A 20,021-nucleotide genomic window follows, 5' to 3' on the forward strand; every position below is an offset into this window, starting at 1 on the left:
CGACACCGAGGCCCTCAAGGCACGGGTCAAGGCCCTCACCGCCAAGCACCCGCTCTACCCCACCCTCGGCACCTGACCCCGAGCGGCGGCGGGGAGCCCCCTGCCCCAGGACGCCCCGCGCATAGGGGTCGGGTCGGGCGCGAGGCCCGGCGAGGTGGCGGGTCCTGTCGCGGGTGAGGACGTACTAAGGTCACCCGGTGACGAGTAGCGACACGACGTGTGGCCAGGTTGTGGACGGCAGTGGTGTGTCGGTGGAGGACGGGGGCTGGCGGGGGCGGTTGCGCCGCTTCGGGTATGTCGGGCGTCCGGCGGCCGATGTGCGGGAACGGCTGGTCCCGGCGTTCCCCGAGCCGGGGACCCGGCCGTGGGAGCGCCTCGGACTCGGGGCGGTCGCGGCGCACAGGGTCGCGCACGCGATGGGCTGGCTCGGCCCGTTGCTCGTCGCAGCGTTGGCGGGCGCCATCCGCTTCTGGGACCTCGGCCGGCCGCACGCCGTGATCTTCGACGAGACGTACTACGCCAAGGACGCCTGGTCCATGCTCCGGCTCGGGTACGAGGGCACCTGGCCGGACCGGAAGATCGCCGACCCGCAGATCCTGGCGGACCCTCAGGTGATCTCGCTGACCGACCCGGGTACCTTCGTCGCGCATCCGCCCATGGGTAAGTGGGTCATCGCCGTCGGGGAGTTCATGTTCGGGCTCAACCCCTTCGGCTGGCGCTTCATGACGGCCGTCCTCGGCACGCTGTCGGTGCCGATGCTGTGCCGAATAGGACGCCGGCTGTTCCGTTCGACGCTGCTGGGATGTCTGGCCGGCGCGTTCCTGGCGATGGACGGCCTGCACTATGTGATGAGCCGCTCCGCGCTCCTCGACATCATCGTGATGTTCTTCGTGCTCGCGGCCTTCGGCTGCCTCCTCGTCGACCGGGACCGTGCCCGGGCCCGCCTCGCGGCCGCCCTGCCGGTCGACGACGACGGCCGCACGACGCCGGACGTGGACGCCGCCGAACGCACCGGGACCGGGCCGCGGCCCTGGCGCCTCGCGGCCGGGGTCTGTCTGGGCCTGGCCGCGTCCACCAAGTGGAACGGCCTGTACGTCCTGGTGTTCTTCCTGGCCCTGACCGTGCTGTGGGACGTCGCCGCCCGCCGTGTCGCGGGGGCCCGCCACCCCTACCGTGCGGTGCTCCGCAAGGACCTCGGCTGGTCGCTGCTGTCCGTCGTCCCCGTGGCCGTGGTCACGTACGTGCTCACCTGGACCGGCTGGTTCCTGTCCGACAAGGGCTATGGACGGCACTGGGCGGACGACCGGGGCGGAATCTGGTCGTGGATCCCGGCGCCGCTGCGCAGCCTGTGGCACTACGAGTACGGCGTCTACGAGTTCAACGTGGGCCTGCACACGGCGCACAAGTACGAGTCGAGCCCGTGGAGTTGGCTGGTCCTCGGCCGTCCGGTGCTGTTCCACTACCAGTCGCCGCGGCCCGGGCAGGACGGCTGCGCCACGGCCGTCGACTGCTCCCAGACGGTCCTCGCCCTCGGCACCCCGCTGCTGTGGTGGGCGGCGTGCTGCGCGCTCGGCTATCTGCTGTTCCGGTGGGCGCTGCGCCGCGACTGGCGGGCGGGCGCGGTGCTGTGCGGTGTGGGCGCCGGCTATCTGCCGTGGTTCCTGTACCAGGACCGGACCGTTTTCTCCTTCTACGCCGTGGTGTTCGTGCCGTTCCTGTGCCTGGCCGTCGCGATGACGGTGGGCGCGCTGCTCGGGCCACCGGGCGCGGACGACAACCGCCGCTCGGCGGGCGCGATCGCCGCCGGCGCCCTGGTGCTGCTCATCGCCTGGAACTTCATCTACTTCTTCCCGCTGTACTCGGGCCAGACCATTCCGTACGAGGGCTGGCGGGACAGGATGTGGCTCGACACCTGGATCTGACCGTCCGCCACGCCGCCCGCCGCACTCACACGTACTCGGTCGCCGCGTCCAGCAGCCAGTTGGCGAGATGGCCGGCGAAGGACGACCGGACCAGGACCCAGAAACCGGCCCGGGGTTCGTCGCGGGCGACCACGACGACCTGGGTGCGGCCGAGGGTCGTCTGGGCGCAGCGGCCCGGACCGAAGGCCCGCGGATGCAGGTCCAGCGGGCAGCCGTGGGCCAGGACGTCGCGGGCGCGGGGGCCCGCGACGAGGAGCGTGGTGCGCTGGGCGGAGACATCGGTGACGGAGACCGGTTCGTCGCCGGCCGCGTCCCGGATCCGGGTCTCCAGGTCCCGCTCCCGGCCGGGCGGGGCGACCAGGAGCCATTCGTCGGGGCCGAGCCACAGTGCCGTCAACTCGCCGGAGCGGACGACGGTGTTGGGTTCGAGGGGCAGGGCCAGGTCCAGGGCGAGCCCCACGGCGTCGGCCGCCGGGCCCTTGGCGTCGAGGCGCACGTTCACCTGGGTGAGGAAGGGGAGTTCGGCCAGCCGGACCGCGCCGGCGGAGGTGCGGGTGGCGGCCGCCAGCCGGGCGGCTGCCCCGCCCAGGGGGCTGCGGGGCGCGGAGGTGAGGACGGTGTCAGCCATCGCGGCGGGCTCCCTCGGGGTCGAAGAGGACGGGGCTTGCGACGGTCACCGGGACCAGCCGGTCGCCGACGGGGGCGTACAACCGCTCGCCGATCCGGTTCCGGCCGCCCTTGATCAGGGCGAGCGCGAAGGTCCGGCCGAGGGCGGCACTGCGGTAACTGGAGGTGACATGGCCGAGCATCGGGACGGGCGGCGCGGGGAGCACGCTGTCGGCGACCAGGTGGGTGCCCTCCGGGAGGAAGGTGCCGGGGTCCTCGGGCAGCAGGCCGACGAGGTGCTTGCGGTCGGGGCGGGCGGTGTCGGCGCGGGCGTGGGAGCGTTTGCCGATGAAGTCGGGCTTCTTCTTGGAGACCGCCCAGCCCATGCCGAGGTCCTGGGGGGTGACCGTGCCGTCGGTGTCCTGGCCGATGATGGGGTAGCCCTTCTCGGCGCGCAGCACGTGCATGGTCTCGGTGCCGTAGGGGGTGATGCCGTGCGGGGCGCCGGCCACGTACAGCGCCTCCCAGAGGGCGAGGGCCTCCCACGGTGACACATTGATCTCGTAGGCCAGTTCGCCGGAGAAGCTGATCCGGCAGACGCGGGCCTCGATCCCGGCGACGGTCGTCTCCCGCCACGCCATGAACGGGAAGTCGTCGTTGGCGACGGCCAGGTCCGGTGCGAGGGAGCCGAGGACGTCGCGGGAGCGGGGGCCGACCAGGGCGACGGTGGCCCACTGCTCGGTCACCGAGGTGCAGTGGACGCGCAGTTCGGGCCACTCGGTCTGGAGCCACTCCTCCATCCAGTCGAGGACGGTGGCCGCGTTGCCCGTGGTCGTGGTGACCAGGAAGCGGTCCTGGGCGAGACGGATGACCGTGCCGTCGTCGAAGACCATGCCGTCCAGGCGGCACATCACGCCGTAGCGGATCATGCCGACCTTCAGGGTGCTCATCATGTTGGTGTAGAGCCGGTCGAGGAAGACGGCGGCGTCCGGGCCCTGGACGTCGATCTTGCCGAGGGTGGAGGCGTCCATGAAGGCGACGCCCTCGCGGGCCGCCCGGCACTCGCGCAGCACGGCGGTCTCCATGTCCTCGCCGCCCCGCGGGTAGTACCAGGGGCGCTTCCACTGGCCGACGTTCTCGAAGAGGGCGCCGTGGGCGACATGCCACTCGTGCAGGGCCGTCGTACGGACCGGGTCGTGCAGGGCGCCCCGGTCGCGGCCCGCGAGGGCGGCGAAGGACACCGGGGTGTACGGCGGGCGGAAGGTGGTCGTGCCGAGCGCGGAGATGTCCACGCCGAGCAGTTCGGCGACGACACCGCTGGCGAGGACGCCGGACGTCTTGCCCTGGTCGTTGGCGGTGCCGGCGGTGGTGTACCGCTTGGTGTGCTCGACGGAGCGCATGCCGGCGCCGGTCGCGCGGGCCAGGTCGTCCACGGTGACGTCGCGTTGCAGGTCGACGAAGCGGGGGGCGCCGACGCGGCCGGGGACGGTGAACAGGTGCTGGGGCGGTGTCGGACGGGGCTGTGCGGGCACCTGCGGGAGGCGGGGCGTCTCGGCCGTGTAGCCCTCGGCCTCGATCGCGCGGGCACCGGCGGCGGCACCCTGGGCGAGGGCCCCGGCCAGGTCCGGTGTGCCGCTCGCGCCGCCCGCGACCTCGACGGCCTGGCGGCAGGTGTCGGGGACGAAGGTGCCGAGGGCCTCGTCGTGGCGGAGCCTGCCGCCCGCCTGGCTGAACAGGTGCGCCACCGGGTTCCAGCCGCCGGAGACCAGCAGCAGGTCGGCGGCGAACTTACGTCCGCCCTCGGTCTCCCCGTACGGGGCGACGGTCACGGCGGTGAGCCGGGGGTCGCCTTCGGTGCCGATGACGGCGTGGCCGGTCAGCACCTCGATGCCGGCCTCGCGGGCGCGCTCGGCCCACTCCCCCGTCTCCGGGCGGGTGTCGGCGATCGCAGCGACGTCCACGCCGGCCGCGGCGAGGTCCAGGGCGGCGGCGTAGGCGCTGTCGTTGGTGGTGAGGACGACCGCGCGCCTGCCGGGCAGGACACCGTGCCGGTGCAGGTGGGCGCGGGCCGAGGCGGCAAGCATCACACCGGGGCGGTCGTTGTCCGCGAAGGCCAGGGAGCGTTCGTGGGCGCCGGTGGCGAGGACGACCCGGCGGGCGCGGATCCGCCAGACCCGCTCGCGGGAGACGTTCTCGGGGGCGGCCGCGCCGAGGTGGTTGGTGCGGCGCTCCACGGCGAGCAGGTGGTTGTCGTCGTAGTAGCCGAAGACGGTGGTACGGCGCAGGACGCGCACCTCGGGGGAGGTGCCGAGGCGGGCGGTGACCGTGTCGACCCAGTCGAGGTGTTCGCCGGTGTCCAGGAGGCTGCCGCCGGGCTCGGGCCGGTCGTCGGCGAGGATGACACGGGCGCCGCTGCCGGCGGCCGCCGCCGCTGCCGCGAGACCGGCCGGGCCCGCGCCGACGATCAGCAGGTCGCAGTGGGCGTGGACGGCGTCGTAGCGGGCGGGGTCGGGGGCGGTGGCGAGGCGGCCCTGGCCGGGGAGGCTGCTCGCGACGAGGCCGTCGTACAGCTCGACGGCGGTGGCGGGGAGCATGGGCTCGGGGAAGGGCTCCTCGATCTGGACGACCGCGTTGGGCTCCTCGACGCCGGCGGAGAAGATGCCGCGGGGGCGGCCGAGCTTGATGCTGGTGCCCGCCTGGATCACGCCGTTGGCGAGGAGCGCGGAGGCGAGGGTGTCGCCTCGGAAGCCGCGGTATTCGGTGCCGTCGAAGGTGAAGGTGAGGGGGGTGTCGCGGTCGATTCGGCCGCGGGTCGCGTGGCGGAACGGCTGGGTCGTCTCGCCCCCGCCGCCCCTACCCGTCCCATCCTGAAGGGGCTCCGCCCCTTCGACCCCGCAAGGGGGCTCTGCCCCCTGGACCCCCGTCGGCCCTGAAAGGGCCTCGTCCTCGAACGCCGGACGGGCTGAGAATGCCGGCCTTGGCTCAACAGGTGCCGGGCGTTCCTCACCCGCCCGGTACACCGTCAGGATCTCGTTGGTCGAGGTGTCGCGGACGGCGTTGAACCAGCGGCGGCAGCCCGCCGCGTGGCTCCAGCGTTCGGCGAAGGGGCCCTTGGGGTTGTCGCGGAAGAAGAGGTAGCGCGCCCACTCCTCGTCGGTGAGGGCCGACGGGTCCTCGGGGTAGGGGACGTGGGCCTGACCTCCGTAGTGGAACTCGGCCTCGTCGCGGGGCCCGCACCACGGGCAGGGGATGAGCAGCATGGTTCGGCTCCCAAGTGGTCCAGCGGTCCTAGTGGGCCACCGCGGCCGCGCCGTGCTCGTCGACGAGCGCGCCGGTGGTGAAACGGTCGAGCGAGAAGGGGGCGTTGAGGGGGTGGGGGGTGTCGTGGGCGATGGTGTGGGCGTAGACCCAGCCCACACCGGGGGTGGCCTTGAAACCGCCCGTACCCCAGCCGCAGTTGAGGTAGAGGTTGTCGACCGGAGTGAGGCCGATGATCGGCGAGGCGTCGGGGCTGACGTCGACGATGCCGCCCCAGGTGCGCAGGACGTGGGCGCGGGCGAAGACCGGGAAGAGTTCCAGGGCCGCCGACATCTGTTCCTCGATGATGTGGAAGGCGCCGCGCTGCGTGTACGCGTTGTAGGAGTCGATGCCCGCGCCCATCACCAACTCGCCCTTGTGGGCCTGGCTGACGTACACATGGACCGCGTTGGACATCACGACCGTCGGGTGGACGGGTTCCAGCAGCTCGGAGACGAGTGCCTGCAAGGGGTGGCTCTGGAGGGGCAGTTCGATGCCCGCCATGGCCGCCAGGACCGAGGTGTGGCCGGCCGAGCAGAGGGCGACCTTGCCGGCCGCGATGGGGCCCAGGTTGGTCCGGACGCCGACCACGCGGTTGCCGACCACGTCGAGGCCGGTGACCTCGCAGTTCTGGATGATGTCGATGCCGGCCGCGTCCGCGGAGCGGGCCAGACCCCACGCCACGTGGTCATGCTTGGCGATGCCGGCGCGGGGCTGGTAGGTGCCGCCGAGGACCGGATAGCGCACGTCGGGCGAGGTGTTGACGATCGGGCAGACGTCCTTCACCCCGTCCGCGTCCAGCCACTCGGCGTCGACGCCGTTGAGGCGGTTCGCCTCCACCCGGCGCACGCTGTCGCGGACGTCCTGGAGGCTGTGGGCGAGGTTCAGCACCCCGCGCTGGGAGAAGAGGATCGGGTAGTCGAGTTCGTCCGCCAGCCCTTCCCAGAGCTTGAGGGCGTGCTCGTAGATGCCGGCGCTCTCGTCCCACAGGTAGTTGGAGCGGATGATCGTGGTGTTGCGGGCCATGTTGCCGCCCGCGAGCCAGCCCTTCTCCAGCACGGCCACGTTGGTGATGCCGTGGTTCTTCGCGAGGTAGTGGGCGGTGGCGAGACCGTGTCCGCCGCCGCCGACGACGATCACGTCGTAGGACCGCTTCGGTTCCGGTGTGCGCCACAGCCAGTCGGGGTGCTCGGGGAGTTCGGCGCCGGGGGTACGGGGGCTCATCGGACGGCTCCGTCCACGGGAAGGGACAGGTTCATACGGGGTTCGCGTTCCTCTCGGCGGCCTCGACCACATTGGCGAGGAGCATCGCCCGTGTCATGGGGCCGACGCCGCCGGGCATCGGCGCGAGCCGGCCGGCCACCTCGGCGGCGTCCGGGTGCACATCGCCGACCAGTGCGTGGTCGGTGCGGGTGATACCGACGTCCAGGACGGTCGCGCCGGGGCGCAGCATGTCCTTGGTGATCAGTCCGGGCGAGCCGGCCGCGGCGACGACGATCTCCGCCTCGCGCACATGCCAGGCCAGGCCCTTCGTCCCGGTGTGGCAGAGGGTGACGGTGGCGTTCTCCGACCGGCGGGTGAGGAGGAGGCCGAGGGGGCGTCCGACGGTGACGCCGCGTCCGACGACGCAGACCCGGGCGCCGGCGATCGGGACGTCGTACCGGCGGAGCAGTTCGACGATGCCGCGCGGCGTGCAGGGCAGCGGTGCCGTCCCGCCGAGGGCGAGCCGGCCGAGGTTCACGGGGTGGAGTCCGTCGGCGTCCTTGGCCGGGTCCATGCGTTCCAGGACGGCGCCCGCGTCGAGGTGGCGGGGCAGCGGGAGCTGGACGATGTAGCCGGTGCAGGCGGGGTCGGCGTTGAGTTCGTCGATGACGTCCTCGACCTGCCGCTGGGTGGCGTCGGCGGGCAGTTCCCGGCGGAGGGAGGCGATCCCCACCTCGGCGCAGTCCCGGTGCTTGCCGGCGACGTAGGCGCGGCTGCCGGGGTCGTCGCCGACGAGGACCGTGCCGAGCCCCGGCGGGGGCCCGCCGCCGGCGGTCAGCTTGGCCACGCGTTCGGCGAGTTCACGGCGGACGGCGGCGGCGGTCGCCTTCCCGTCAAGTGTCTGTGCGGTCACGGTGACCCCTCATCCACGCAGACGGGACATCGACGGGTCGAACAGCGGCTCCTCGGCCACGACGGCCTCCACACGCTGGTCGAAGTACCCGATGTGCACGGTCGTCCCGGGCACCGCCACCTCCGTCGGCAGCCAGGCGTAGGCGATGCCCTTGCCGATGGTGTAGCCGTACGCGGCGCTGGTGACGTACCCGACGGCACGGTCGCCGTCGTACACGGGCTCCTTGCCCATGACGACCGAGCGGGGGTCGTCGATGGTGAGGCAGGTCAGCCTGCGCCGCACGTCCTCCTTGCGGCGCTCCAACGCCGCCTTCCCGATGAAGTCGCCCTTGTCGAGCTTGACGGCGAAGCCGACGCCGGCCTCGTAGGGGTCGTGCTCGTACGTCATGTCGGTGCCGAAGGAGCGGTAGCCCTTCTCCAGGCGCAGGCTGTTGAAGGCGCCGCGGCCGGCGATGATGCCGCCGAGCGGCCGGGCCGCCGCCCAGAGGGTGTCCCACAGCTTCTGGCCGAGGTCGGCGGTGGTGTACAGCTCCCAGCCGAGTTCGCCGACGTACGACAGGCGCATGGCGGTCACGGGCACCGAGCCGATGTGGGCGCGCTTGGCGCGGAAGTACTTGAGGCCGTCGTTGGTGAAGTCCTCGTCGGTCAGCGTCTGGAGGACCTTGCGGGCCAGCGGGCCCCACAGGCCGACGCAGCAGGTGCCGGGGGTGATGTCGCGGACCTGGACCGTGCCGTCGGCGGGGAGGTGCCGGCCGAACCAGTCGAGGTCGAGGTTGCCGTTGGCGCCGACCTGGAAGAGGTCGCGGCCGAGGCGGGCCACGGTGATGTCGCTGCGGATGCCGCCGTCGTGGTCGAGGAGCAGGGTGTACGTCACGGAACCGACGGACTTGGCGACCTTGCTGGTGGTCAGCCGCTCCAGGAAGTCGGCGGCGCCGGGTCCGGTGACCTCCAGGCGCTTGAGGGCCGTCATGTCGTACATCGCGACCGTCTCGCGGGTGACCTGCGCCTCCGCGCCGACGATGGGCGACCAGAACCGCGCGGCCCAGTCGTTCGGGGCGGGGATGCCGCGGCCCTCGACGAGGGACGCGTTCGCCTCGTACCACTGAGGGCGCTCCCAGCCGTTCGCCTCCAGGAAGAACGCGCCGTGCTCCTCCTGGCGGGCGTGGAAGGGGCTCCTGCGGATCGGGCGGGGCTCTCCCGAGGGCTGGAGGGGGTGGAGGATGTCGTAGACCTCGACGAAGTTCCGGCAGTCGCGGGCCAGGACGTACTCGGGGGCGAGCTGGTGCGGCTCGAAGCGGTTGACGTCGCACTCGTGCAGGTCGAACGACGAGCAGTGGCCGTCGACGAGCCACTCGGCCATGGCCCGGCCGACGCCCGCGGAGTGGGTGACCCACACGGCCTCGGCGACCCAGAACCCCTTGAGGTCGGGGGACTCGCCGAGGAGCGGGAAGTTGTCGGTGGTGAAGGAGAACAGGCCGTTGATGCCCTCCTCGACCTTCGCCTCCTTCGTCGCCGGGAGCAGCGACTGGGTCTCGGTCCAGGCGTCGGCGAAGTCGTCCTCGGTGAACTTCAGGACCGAGGGCATCGGCTGCGCGTCGTCGAAGGAGCGGATGTCGTCGGCGGAGATCGGCATCGGGCGGTGGCCGTAGTAGCCGATGCCGATGCCGTCGAACCGGTCGCGGTAGTAGAGGTCGGCGTCCTGGTGCCGCAGGATCGGGCGGACCGCCTCCTCGGTCTGGCCGGCGAGCGCGGGGATCGGGCCGGTCCAGGCGAGCTGGTGGGCGAGCGGGGTGAGCGGGAGGTTCATGCCGGCCATGCGGGCGATGCGCGGGCCCCAGATGCCGGCGCAGCACACCACGATGTCGGCCTCCAGGTCGCCCTGGTCGGTGCGCACGCCCGTCACCTGGCCGTCGGTCCGGAGGATGTCCAGGACCTCGTGGCGGGCGAGGAAGCGTACGCCGCGCTCGGTGGCCCGGCGGATCTGCGCCTCGACGGCGAGGACGGCCTTGGCGAGGCCGTCCGTCGGGACGAGGAGACCGCCGAGGACCCGGTCGGGGTCGACGAGGGGGTGCTGTTCGACGCACTCCTCGGCGGTCAGCAGCCGGGCCTCGATGCCCCAGGCGGTGATCCAGCCGTGACGGCGGTGCAGTTCTGTCAGGCGTTCGGGAGTGGTGGCCACTTCGAGGCCGCCGACCTGGAGGAAGCAGGGCTTGCCGTCGACGTCGAGGGAGCAGAACTTCTCGACGGTGTAGCGGGCCAGCTCCGTCATGGTCTTGGAGGAGTTCGTCTGGAAGACCAGCCCCGGGGCGTGTGACGTGGAGCCCCCGGTGGCGGGGAGCGGCCCCTGGTCGACCACGGTCACTTCGGTCCAGCCGCGCGCGGAGATCTCGTCCGCGAGTGCCGCGCCAACGACGCCCGCTCCGATGATGACCACTCGGGGTCCCGCCATCGCCGCACCTCCGATTGAAAACGAGTCCAGCCGGTTCAGTTGCTGTCTGCGCAACATGGTTCAGGTTGCGCAACTCAATGTGCCTGTCGCGAGGAGGGGGTGTCAAGGGGTCCGTGACGTCGGAAAACGGCCTTCGGAAAGGCCTCGGGAACGGCGAAGCCCGGCGGGCGGCGCACCTGTGTACGCCGCCCGCCGGGCTCGTCCGACCGGCCTTCCGACCTCGCTACTTGATCCAGGCCTCGACCTTGCCCCGGTTGGCCTCGACCCACTTCTTCGCCGCCGCCTCCGGCGCCATCTTGTCCACGGCGATGTACTTCGCCACGGTGTTCTGGTCCTCGTTCGTCCAGGTGAAGTTCTTGACCAGGTTGTACGCCGGGCTGTCCGACTTGGCGAACTTCGTGCTGACGATCTTGTCCAGCTCGTAGACGGGGTAGTCGCAGGCGACCTTCTCCGCGTCGGCGTCACAGCCGGTCTTGTACTCCGGCAGCTTCACCTTGACCAGGGGCACCTCGGCCATGAACCACTGCGGCTCGTAGAAGTAGCCGATCACCCATTCCTTGTCCTTCTCCGCCTTGCGGAAGGCCTGGATGAGCGCGGTCTCGCTGCCCGCGTACACCACCTTGAAGTCCAGCTTCAGGTTCTTCACCAGGGCCTCGTCGTTGGTGACGAACGACGGGTCGCCGTCGAGGAGCTGGCCCTTGCCGCCGGACTCGGAGGTCTTGAACTTGTCGGCGTACTTGTCGAGGTTCTTCCAGTCGGTGATGTCGGGGTGCTCCTTGGCGAGCCACGGCGGCACGTACCAGCCGATCAGGCCCTTGTTCCCGGTCGCGCCCGCCTCGACGGCGGTCTTCTGGTCGGTGATGTACTTCTTCTTGAGATCGTCGTGGCCCCAGTTCTCGATGACGGCGTCGACCTCACCCGTCCCGAAGCCCTGCCAGGCGATCTCCTCCTTCAGGTCCTTCTTGGTGACCTTGCAGCCGAGGTCGTGCTCCGCGACGTACGCGACGACCGCCGCGTTGGCCTCGTAGCCCACCCACGGGTTCACGGCGAGATTGAAGGTGCCGCACTTCCCGGCGCCGCCCGAACCGCCCGAGCCCCCCGACTCCTCACCGACCTTCGCGCCGCCGCAGGCGGTCAGGGCGAGACCGAGGACGGCCGCTCCGGCCACGCCGGCTCTCCACTGTCGTACTTGTGTTGCCATGGTCAGTGCTCCTTATGCGCTTACGCGTCGCGCCGCGGCCTGAGTGATCCGGTCGAACATGACTCCGAGGAGGACGATGGCGAACCCGGCCGCCAGGCCCTTCCCGTACAGCTGGCCCTGGGAGAATCCGGCCACGACGTCGTAGCCGAGGGCGCCCGCTCCTACCAGGCCGCCCACAACAACCATCGACAGCACGTAGATCAGGCCCTGGTTGGTCGCGAGCGTCAGGGCACTGCGTGACATCGGCAGTTGGACCTTGGTGATGATCTGCCAGGTGTTGCACCCGGCGGAGGTGGCCGCCTCGACGGTGGCCTCCGGTACGGCCCGCACCCCATCCGCGATGATCTTGATGGCGACGGGTGCCGCGTAGACGATCGCGGCGACGATGGCCGTGAAGCGGGTCGCCCCGAACAGCGCGAGGAACGGCACGAGATAGACGAACGGCGGCATCACCTGCGCCGCGTCGAGAGTCGGCCGCAGCACCCGGTCCACCAGGAGGCTGCGCCCCATCCACACCCCGAAGGCCATGCCGAGCACCATGACCAGCACGGTCGCCACGAGGGTGGAGGCCAGCGTCGTCATCGCGTCCGACCACAGGCCCGTCCCGACCAGCAGCCCCACGCAGACGGCGGCGACGGCACCGGCCCGCCATCCGCCGAGCACCCCGCCGAGCGCGATCAGCACGGCGGCGACGAGCCACCACGGCGAGTCGGTGAGCAGCGACTGGAACGGGTTGAGCAGACCGTTGGTGATGGCGTCCCGGAAGGCGTTGGTGAGACCGGAGAGGCTGTCCTGCACCCAGGTCGTCGTGGTGTCGGCCGCCTTGGCGATGGAACTGCCGGCCCCGCCCTCGCCGGGGAACTCCGCCGCCCACACATAGGTGTGGGACATGTAGACGAGGACGGCCGCGACCGCACCGCCCGCGGCCAGCAGCGGCCGCCGCCAGGCCGCGAACCGGCCGCTCGCGTGCCGGGCCGCCTCCTGACGCGCACTCGCCGCGGTGGTCACCCGGTCGAGGACGATCGCCATGACGACGATGGCGAGGCCCGCGTTGAAGGCCGTGCCCACGTCGAGCGACTCCAGTGCCTGCATGACGGTCTTGCCGAGACCGGGCGCGTCGATCAGGGCGGCGATCGTCACCATGGCCAGGGCGGCCATGATCGACTGGTTGACGCCCATCACCACGGTCCGCTTGGACATCGGCAGCAGCACCTTCAGCAGTGCCTGCCGCCGGGTCGCGCCGAGCGAGTCGGCCGCCTCGACGGTGGTCTCGGGGACGGACCGGATGGCGTGCGCGGTGATCCGGATGGCGGGCGGCGCCGCGTAGATGACGGTGGCGATGGTGGCCGAGGCGCCGCCGATGAGGAAGAACAGCGTCAGCGGGGCCAGGTAGACGAAGGTCGGCATCGTCTGCATGAAGTCCAGGAAGGGCGTCACGATCCGGTTGAACCGGTCGGAGAGCCCCGCCCACACGCCGAGCGGGATCGCGAACAGCAGCGCCACGAGGACCGCGGAGACGGTGAGCGCCAGGGTGTCCATGCTCTCCTGCCACAGCCCCTGCAGCCCGAAGAAGGTGAAGCCGGCCACGGCCAGCAGCGCCACCCGCCAGTTGCCCACGGCCCAGGAGACGTAGCCGACGACGCCGACGACGCCGAGCCAGCCGATCTGCGGGAGGGGACGGCCGGCGGAGGGCTGGGAGATCAGCTCCTGGACGAAGGTCACCAGGGTGTCGATGACCAGCCGGATCTCATTGAAGAAGTAGAGGAAGATCGGGTTGGAGTTGCGGTTGGCGCCGATGGAGTCGTTGAGGTCGTTGATCCAGCGGTGCAGATCCGTGAGGTCGGCGGCGGCGAGGGTGAGGGTCTGCCTGCCGCGCAGCAGGGCGAAGAGCACCAGCCAGACGACGACGATCGCCGCGACGACGGTGCCGCGCCCGATCTTCCGTGTGCGGGCACCGGACGCGGCGGCCGGGGGGACGGCATCGGTCTTCAGCGGAGGTTCGGGCTTCTGTGGTTGTTCCGGCTTCTCCACGGCGACGGTCATCACATGCCGCCTTCCTGCCCGGCGACCACCGCGAGGATCTCCTCGTCGCCGACGATGCCGAGCAGTTCACCGTTCTCGACGACCCTGACCGGCTTGTCGGCCGCCAGCACCGCGCGGGTGGCCTCGCGGACCACGACGTCCGGGCCTAGCTCGGGGCCGTCCAGGGCGTCGCCGTCGGCGACCGGCCGCATGATCCACCGCAGGGTGAGCACATCGCCGCGCGGGACGTCCTTGACGAACTCGCGGACGTAGTCGTCGGCGGGGGCGCCCACCAGCTCGTCGCCGGTGCCGCACTGGACCATCTTGCCGTCGCGCATGATGAGGATGCGGTCGCCGAGTTTGAGCGCCTCGGAGAGGTCGTGGGTGATGAAGACCATCGTCTTGCCGACCTCGTGGTGCAGCCGGATGACCTCGTTCTGCATGTCGCGGCGGATCAGCGGGTCGAGCGCCGAGAACGGCTCGTCGAAGAAGAGGACGTCCGGGTCGCCGGCGAGCGCCCGGGCGAGGCCGACGCGCTGCTGCATACCGCCGGAGAGCTGGTCGGGGTAGGAGTTCTCGTAGCCGGAGAGGCCGACCAGTTCGACGACCTCCAGGGCCCGCCTGGTCCGCTCCGCCTTGCTCATGCCGCGGATCTCCAGGCCGAACGCCACGTTGTCGACGACCCGGCGGTGCGGCAGCAGCCCGAAGTGCTGGAAGACCATGGAGAACTTGCTCCGTCTGAGGTCCCGCAGGCGCCTGGCGTCCGCCTCGCGGATGTCCTCGCCCTCGAATACGAGCTCCCCGGAGGTGGGTTCGATCAGGCGGGTGAGACATCGCACCAGGGTGGACTTGCCGGAGCCGGACAGGCCCATCACGACGAAGACCTCGCCCTTGCGGACGTCGAAGTTCACGTCGCGCACGGCCGCGGTGCATCCCGTGCGGTCCATGAGCTCACGGCGGGTGAGGCCGCACAGCTCCTCCGACTCGGGCACCCGTTCCGCCTTCGGCCCGAACACCTTCCACAGCCGGCGCACGGATATGACCGGCGTACCGTCCGAGTCCTGAGGTGTACCGCGCCGCTGCGGCACCTCGGTCTGCGTTGGGGTCACGATCGACCTCTTTTCGGCGTTCAGCCGCGGAACCAGTGCTGCGGCCGGGGTTGGATGTTCTGCCAGATGTGCTTGGGCTCTCGGTACTCGTTCAGGCCGGTCGGTCCCAGCTCCCGGCCCACGCCCGACTGCCCGAAGCCACCCCATTCCGCTTGCGGCACATAGGGGTGGTAGTCGTTGATCCACACCGTGCCGTGGCGCAGCCTGCGGGCGACCCGCTGGGCCTTGCCCGCGTCCTGCGTCCAGACGGCTCCGGCGAGTCCGTACTCGGTGTCGTTGGCGATGCGTACGGCGTCGTCCTCGTCGGTGAAGCGCTCCACCGTGAGCACGGGCCCGAAGGACTCCTCGTGCACCACGCGCATGTCCTGGCGGCACTCGTCGAGCACGGTCGGCGGGTAGAACCAGCCGTGCGCGAGCGCCGGGTCGGTGGGGCGTTCGCCGCCGCAGCGCAGGACGGCGCCCTCGGCGAGGCCCGCCGCGACGTACGCCTCGACCTTCTCCCGGTGCTGGGCGGAGATCAGCGCGCCGGTGTCGGCCTCGGCGTCGAAGGGCCCGCCGAGCCGGATGAGCCGGGCCCGGCGGACGATCTCGTCGACGAGGCGGTCGTGCAGGCCGTCCTCGACGATCAGCCGGGCGCCGGCCGAGCAGACCTGCCCCGAGTGCAGGAAGACGGCGGTGAGCGCGAAGTCCACCGCCGTCTCGAAGTCGGCGTCGGCGAAGATCACGTTGGGGTTCTTGCCGCCGAGTTCGAGGGCCACCTTCTTCACGGTCGCGGCGGCGGTGGCCATGATCCGTCTGCCGGTGTCCAGGCCCCCGGTGAAGGAGACCATGTCGACCCTCGGGTCCTCGGAGAGCGGGGCGCCCACCTCGGGGCCGGTGCCGAGGACGAGGTTGGCGGCCCCGGCCGGGAGCCCGGCCTCCGCCAGCGCCCGCATCAGCAGGATCGAGGTGGAGGGGGTCAGCTCGCTGGGCTTCAGGACGACGGTGTTGCCGGCGAGGAGCGCCGGGGCGACCTTCCAACTGGCTTGCAGGAGGGGGTAGTTCCAGGGGGTGATGAGTCCGCAGACGCCGATCGGCTCGTACACCACGCGGCTGACGGCGTCGTCGCGTCCGGTGTCGATCACCCGGCCGGCGTCGGTGCCGCCGAGACCGCCGTAGTAGCGGAGGCAGGAGACGACGTCGGCGATGTCGCACTCGCTCTCCACCAGCCGCTTTCCGGTGTCCAGCGACTCGGCGCGGGCGAACTCCTTCGCGTCGCGCTCGATGACGCCGGCCGTGCGCAGCAGCAGTGCGCCGCGCTCCCGCTCGGGGGTGTGCGGCCACGGTCCCTCGTCGAAGGCGGCACGGGCCGCCGCGATCGCGGCCTCGGTGTCGGGTCGGGTGCCTTCCGAGACGGTCGCGGCGAGCGAGCCGTCAGCGGGGCAGCGGATCTCCCGTCGCCCTCCGGCCACCGGGTCCCGCCACGTCCCCGCCACATACAGGTCTGCCACTCGCCAAGCCCTTCAGCTGAAATGCGTTGCGCATCATGCATCCAATTGCTTGTGGTGGAACACCCTGTCGGGCGCCAAGACCTACGTCAAGAGGTTGACGGATGACGATTCAGCCATGTGGACACTTGCGCGTCCACCCTTGACCGGGAGCGACGCCAGGCCGACCATGTTGCGTATCGCTCACCTTGTTGTGCAATACGCACCGACGGAGGCTGTCATGTCCCCTCGACCGCACCCTGGCCGTGAGTACGTCCTCACCCTCTCGTGTCCCGACAGCGCGGGGCTGGTCCACGCGGTGAGCGGCTTCCTCGTGAGGAACTCCGGGAACATCCTGGAGAGCCAGCAGTTCGACGACCGGCTCCAGGGCCGCTTCTTCATGAGGGTCCACTTCGATGTCTCCGACCCGGACGCGGAGCTGAAAACGTTGCGTTACCGGTTCGGTCCCGTTGCCGAGGCGTATCGCATCTCCTGGGCCCTCAGCGAGGCGTCCACCCCGACCCGGACCCTCATCATGGTGTCCCGGTTCGGCCACTGCCTGAACGACCTGCTCTTCCGCAGCCGCTCCGGCGCCCTCAACATCGAGATCCCGGCGATCGTCTCCAACCACCGGGACTTCGAGGGGCTCGCGGAGACCTACGGCATCCCCTTCCACCACGTCCCGGTCACGCGGGACACCAAGGCCGAGGCGGAGGCGCGGCTGCTGGAGCTGGTGCGCGACCTCGACATCGACCTGGTGGTGCTGGCCCGCTACATGCAGATCCTCTCCGACGACCTGTGCAAGCAGTTGGAGGGCCGCGCGATCAACATCCACCACTCCTTCCTGCCCAGCTTCAAGGGCGCACGCCCCTACGACCAGGCCTACGACCGCGGGGTCAAGCTGGTCGGCGCGACGGCCCACTATGTGACCCCCGACCTGGACGAGGGCCAGATCATCGAGCAGGACGTGGTCCGCGTCGACCACTCCCTCGGCCCCAAGGACCTCGTCACCGTCGGCCGCGACGTGGAGGCGCAGGTCCTCGCGCACGCGGTGAAGTGGCACAGCGAGAGCCGGGTGATGGTGGACGGCAACCGCACGGTGGTCTTCCGCTGAGAGCGGGCACGACGGCGGGCGGGGCTGGATCTTTGGCCCCGCCCCTCTTCGTATACGGCCCACGCGGGTCCGTCAGCCGTCGAGGCGGTCCAGCAGGGTGCGGCGCCAGGCCTCCGTCTCGGCGATCTGGTTGAACGTGAACAGATGCAGCCCCGCCACCCCCGCCGAGGGCGCGCTGAGGGCGCCCTGGGACCGGGTCAGCAGGGCCTCGGGCGAGTAGCCACCGGGCGCGGCGAAGCGCAGGAACCACAGGGGGTGCTTCGCGAGGAACCGCGTCGACTCCCCCACCCCGATCTTCGTCGCCATGGCCAGCAGCTTCGCCCGCTGCACGGGGCCGGCGACACCCACGTACACGGGCAGCGCGACGCCCCTGCCCCGCACCCGGGCGATCCACCGCCCGAGCACCCGCGGGTCGAAGCAGAGGTTGCTCACGATGTACGTGGCGTGCTCGCGCTTGTCCCACATGGCCTGGACGGTGATGTCGTCGTGGATCAGCGGATGGCTCTCGGGGTAGCCGGTGACGCCGACCTCGGCGAAGGGCCGCCCCAGCTCGCCGAGGCGGCGCAGCACCGGCAGCGCCCCGTGGTACGTCCCGGCCGGCGGATCGGCGTCGCCGGCCGGCACGAACACGTCGTCGACGCCCCACTCGCGGAGCCGGTCGACGGTCTCCTTCAGGTGCGCGTCGTCCCGCAGCAGCCGCGCGGGCACGTGCGGGACGACGCGGTAGCCGTGGGCGGCGAGCCGCGCGGTGAGGTCGAGGGTCGGCTCCAGGCCCTTGACGGGGGACGCCGTGACGGTGACGACGACGTCGCGCGGCACATGGGCGAGGACCTTCTCCTCGGTCGCCCTGGCGGGCAGCACCTCGTAGCGGACGCGGCGCAGCAGCGCACTGAGTCCCGGGGCGGTCAACCTCTACCCCGCCGACTTCTGGGCATCGCGGTGGCGGTAGTAGGCGGCCTTGGAGGGAGGCAGCGGCTCCTTGCCGAGGATCAGGTCGGCGGCCTTCTCCGCGATCATCATCACGGGCGCGTAGATGTTGCCGTTGGTGACGTACGGCATGGCGGAGGCGTCCACGACGCGCAGGCCCTCGACGCCGTGCACCCGCATGCTGGTGGGGTCGACGACGGACATCTCGTCGGTGCCCATCTTGCAGGTGCAGGACGGGTGCAGGGCGGTCTCGCCGTCCTTGGCGACCCAGGCGAGGATCTCCTCGTCGGTCTCGACGGACGGTCCGGGTGAGATCTCCCCGCCGTTGTAGGGGGCGAGCGCGGGCTGGTTGAGGAGGTTGCGGGCCACGCGGACCGCCTCGACCCATTCGCGGCGGTCCTGCTCGGTGGAGAGGTAGTTGAAGCGCAGCGCGGGGTGTTCGCGCGGGTCCTTGCTCTTGATCTTCACGGAGCCGATGGCGTCGGAGTACATGGGCCCGACGTGCACCTGGTAGCCGTGGCCGCCGGCCGGTACGGAGCCGTCGTAGCGGACCGCGATCGGCAGGAAGTGGAACATGAGGTTGGGGTAGTCCACGTCGTCGTTGCTGCGGCAGAAGCCGCCGGCCTCGAAGTGGTTGGTGGCGGCGGGTCCCTTGCGGAACAGCCACTGGAGCCCGATGAAGGGGGCGCGCCACTTCGCGAGGTACGGCTGCATGGAGACGGGCTGTTTGCAGGCGTACTGGATGTAGACCTCCAGGTGGTCCTGCATGTTCTCGCCGACGCCGGGGAGGTCGTGGACGACGTCGATGCCGAGGGCGCTCAGTTCCTCGGCGTTGCCGACGCCGGAGAGCTGGAGCAGCTGCGGGGAGTTGATGGCGCCGCCGCACAGGATGACTTCCTTGGCGCGGACCTGCTTCGGGGCGCCCCTGCCGCGCTGGTACTCGACGCCGACGGCCTTCTTGCCCTCGAAGAGGACGCGGGTGACGAGGGCGCGGGTGGTGACCGTGAGGTTGGGACGCTTCCTGGCGGGCTTGAGGTACGCCTTGGAGGCGGAGAGCCGGCGGCCGCGGTGGACGTTGCGGTCGAACTTGGCGAAGCCCTCCTGCCGGAAGCCGTTGACGTCGTCCGTCGGGGCGTGGCCCGCCTCCTCGGTGGCCTTGAGGAAGGCGCTGAACAGCGGGTTGGTCGCCGGGCCGCGTTCGAGGACGAGGGGGCCGTCGTGGCCGCGGAACTCGTCGTCCGGGTCGGCTGCGAGACAGTTCTCCATGCGCCGGAAGTACGGCAGGCAGTGCGCGTAGTCCCAGCTCTCCATGCCCGGGTCCGCCGCCCAACGCTCGTAGTCCATGGGGTTGCCGCGCTGGAAGATCATGCCGTTGATGCTGCTGGAGCCACCGAGCACCTTGCCGCGCGCGTGGTAGACGCGCCGGCCGCCCATGTGGGGCTCGGGTTCGGACTCGTACTTCCAGTCGTAGAACCGGCTGCCGATCGGATAGGTCAGCGCCGCGGGCATGTGGATGAAGACGTCCCACGGGTAGTCGGACCGGCCGGCCTCCAGGACCAGCACACGGTTGGCCGGGTCCGCGGAGAGTCTGTTCGCCAGTGCGCTGCCGGCCGAACCGCCGCCGACGATGACGAAGTCGTAGTGCAGGGGAGCCATGGTGCCTCGTCTCGCTCGCGCCATCGGTACGCGAGGCATGCTAGACCGGTATCGCAATACGCACCAGGTTGCGAGCGACGCAACTTGTCTGGGTGAGTTTCGCGCCTGTTACTTGCAATCGTGTTGTTTACTGCGCG

13 protein-coding genes are annotated in these 20,021 nt (G+C 71.0%); 2 read left to right on the forward strand and 11 right to left on the reverse strand.

The features are described from left to right. The first annotated feature begins 230 nt into the window (after positions 1–230). Positions 231–1,922 (forward strand): dolichyl-phosphate-mannose--protein mannosyltransferase, encoded by a 1,692-nt coding sequence (locus tag ACZ4Z3_RS15460; RefSeq protein WP_468501925.1) that lies wholly within the window; start codon positions 231–233, stop codon positions 1,920–1,922. Between the two features lie 25 nt (positions 1,923–1,947). Here the strand turns inward: ACZ4Z3_RS15460 and ACZ4Z3_RS15465 are convergent, their stop codons facing one another. The 9 genes from ACZ4Z3_RS15465 to ACZ4Z3_RS15505 all read right to left on the reverse strand — a co-directional run bounded on the left by ACZ4Z3_RS15465 (position 1,948) and on the right by ACZ4Z3_RS15505 (position 16,211). Continuing rightward, positions 1,948–2,550: a sarcosine oxidase subunit gamma gene (locus ACZ4Z3_RS15465; RefSeq protein ID WP_468501465.1), complete on the reverse strand. Its 603-nt coding sequence runs from the start codon at positions 2,548–2,550 to the stop codon at positions 1,948–1,950. Further along, positions 2,543–5,788 (reverse strand): sarcosine oxidase subunit delta family protein, encoded by a 3,246-nt coding sequence (locus ACZ4Z3_RS15470; RefSeq protein WP_468501466.1) that lies wholly within the window; start codon positions 5,786–5,788, stop codon positions 2,543–2,545. The genes ACZ4Z3_RS15465 and ACZ4Z3_RS15470 overlap by 8 nt, the downstream gene beginning before the upstream one ends. A 28-nt stretch (positions 5,789–5,816) precedes the next feature. Further along, a complete protein-coding gene (locus ACZ4Z3_RS15475; RefSeq protein ID WP_359696949.1) occupies positions 5,817–7,049 on the reverse strand; it encodes a sarcosine oxidase subunit beta family protein in 1,233 nt (410 codons plus the stop codon). A 31-nt stretch (positions 7,050–7,080) separates the two neighbouring features. Beyond that, a complete protein-coding gene (locus ACZ4Z3_RS15480; RefSeq protein WP_468501467.1) occupies positions 7,081–7,941 on the reverse strand; it encodes a bifunctional methylenetetrahydrofolate dehydrogenase/methenyltetrahydrofolate cyclohydrolase in 861 nt (286 codons plus the stop codon). A 9-nt stretch (positions 7,942–7,950) separates the two neighbouring features. After that, entirely contained in the window at positions 7,951–10,389 is a 2,439-nt protein-coding gene (locus tag ACZ4Z3_RS15485) for a GcvT family protein (RefSeq protein ID WP_468501468.1), read from the reverse strand. 223 nt (positions 10,390–10,612) lie between these two features. Then, positions 10,613–11,590 carry an ABC transporter substrate-binding protein gene (locus ACZ4Z3_RS15490; RefSeq protein WP_468501469.1) on the reverse strand — a complete coding sequence of 326 codons (978 nt, stop codon included), beginning with the start codon at positions 11,588–11,590 and terminating at the stop codon, positions 10,613–10,615. A 12-nt stretch (positions 11,591–11,602) separates the two neighbouring features. Continuing rightward, positions 11,603–13,633 (reverse strand): ABC transporter permease, encoded by a 2,031-nt coding sequence (locus ACZ4Z3_RS15495; RefSeq protein WP_468501470.1) that lies wholly within the window; start codon positions 13,631–13,633, stop codon positions 11,603–11,605. Further along, the gene (locus ACZ4Z3_RS15500; protein WP_468501471.1) at positions 13,633–14,721 is read right to left on the reverse strand and encodes a quaternary amine ABC transporter ATP-binding protein; all 1,089 of its coding nucleotides are present in this window, start codon (positions 14,719–14,721) and stop codon (positions 13,633–13,635) included. The genes ACZ4Z3_RS15495 and ACZ4Z3_RS15500 overlap by 1 nt, the downstream gene beginning before the upstream one ends. Positions 14,722–14,741: 20 nt before the next feature. After that, positions 14,742–16,211: an aldehyde dehydrogenase family protein gene (locus ACZ4Z3_RS15505; protein ID WP_468501472.1), complete on the reverse strand. Its 1,470-nt coding sequence runs from the start codon at positions 16,209–16,211 to the stop codon at positions 14,742–14,744. A 217-nt stretch (positions 16,212–16,428) separates the two neighbouring features. On the opposite strand from ACZ4Z3_RS15505, the gene purU reads away from it, so the two are divergent. Next, positions 16,429–17,301, forward strand: a complete 873-nt coding sequence (gene purU, locus ACZ4Z3_RS15510; RefSeq protein WP_468501473.1) for a formyltetrahydrofolate deformylase — start codon at positions 16,429–16,431, stop codon at positions 17,299–17,301. Between the two features lie 72 nt (positions 17,302–17,373). Here the strand turns inward: purU and ACZ4Z3_RS15515 are convergent, their stop codons facing one another. Both ACZ4Z3_RS15515 and betA read right to left on the reverse strand, forming a co-directional pair. Beyond that, complete coding sequence (locus ACZ4Z3_RS15515; RefSeq protein ID WP_468501474.1) at positions 17,374–18,210, reverse strand: methylenetetrahydrofolate reductase; 837 nt, start codon at positions 18,208–18,210, stop codon at positions 17,374–17,376. A gap of 3 nt (positions 18,211–18,213) precedes the next feature. Continuing rightward, on the reverse strand, positions 18,214–19,884 hold the full coding sequence (betA, locus tag ACZ4Z3_RS15520) for a choline dehydrogenase (protein ID WP_468501475.1): 1,671 nt from the start codon (positions 19,882–19,884) through the stop codon (positions 18,214–18,216). Between the last annotated feature and the right edge of the window lie 137 nt (positions 19,885–20,021).

Source organism: Streptomyces sp. NPDC030296, assembly GCF_055572815.1.

Bases quoted from the DNA above. Each gene is read 5' to 3' on its own strand.
- ACZ4Z3_RS15490 (WP_468501469.1), bottom strand. From the start codon at position 11,590: ATGGCAACACAAGTACGACAGTGGAGAGCCGGCGTGGCCGGAGCGGCC.
- betA (WP_468501475.1), bottom strand. From the start codon at position 19,884: ATGGCTCCCCTGCACTACGACTTCGTCATCGTCGGCGGCGGTTCGGCC.
- ACZ4Z3_RS15475 (WP_359696949.1), bottom strand. From the start codon at position 7,049: ATGAGCCCCCGTACCCCCGGCGCCGAACTCCCCGAGCACCCCGACTGG.
- ACZ4Z3_RS15495 (WP_468501470.1), bottom strand. From the start codon at position 13,633: ATGACCGTCGCCGTGGAGAAGCCGGAACAACCACAGAAGCCCGAACCT.
- ACZ4Z3_RS15485 (WP_468501468.1), bottom strand. From the start codon at position 10,389: ATGGCGGGACCCCGAGTGGTCATCATCGGAGCGGGCGTCGTTGGCGCG.
- ACZ4Z3_RS15470 (WP_468501466.1), bottom strand. From the start codon at position 5,788: ATGCTGCTCATCCCCTGCCCGTGGTGCGGGCCCCGCGACGAGGCCGAG.
- purU (WP_468501473.1), top strand. From the start codon at position 16,429: ATGTCCCCTCGACCGCACCCTGGCCGTGAGTACGTCCTCACCCTCTCG.
- ACZ4Z3_RS15465 (WP_468501465.1), bottom strand. From the start codon at position 2,550: ATGGCTGACACCGTCCTCACCTCCGCGCCCCGCAGCCCCCTGGGCGGG.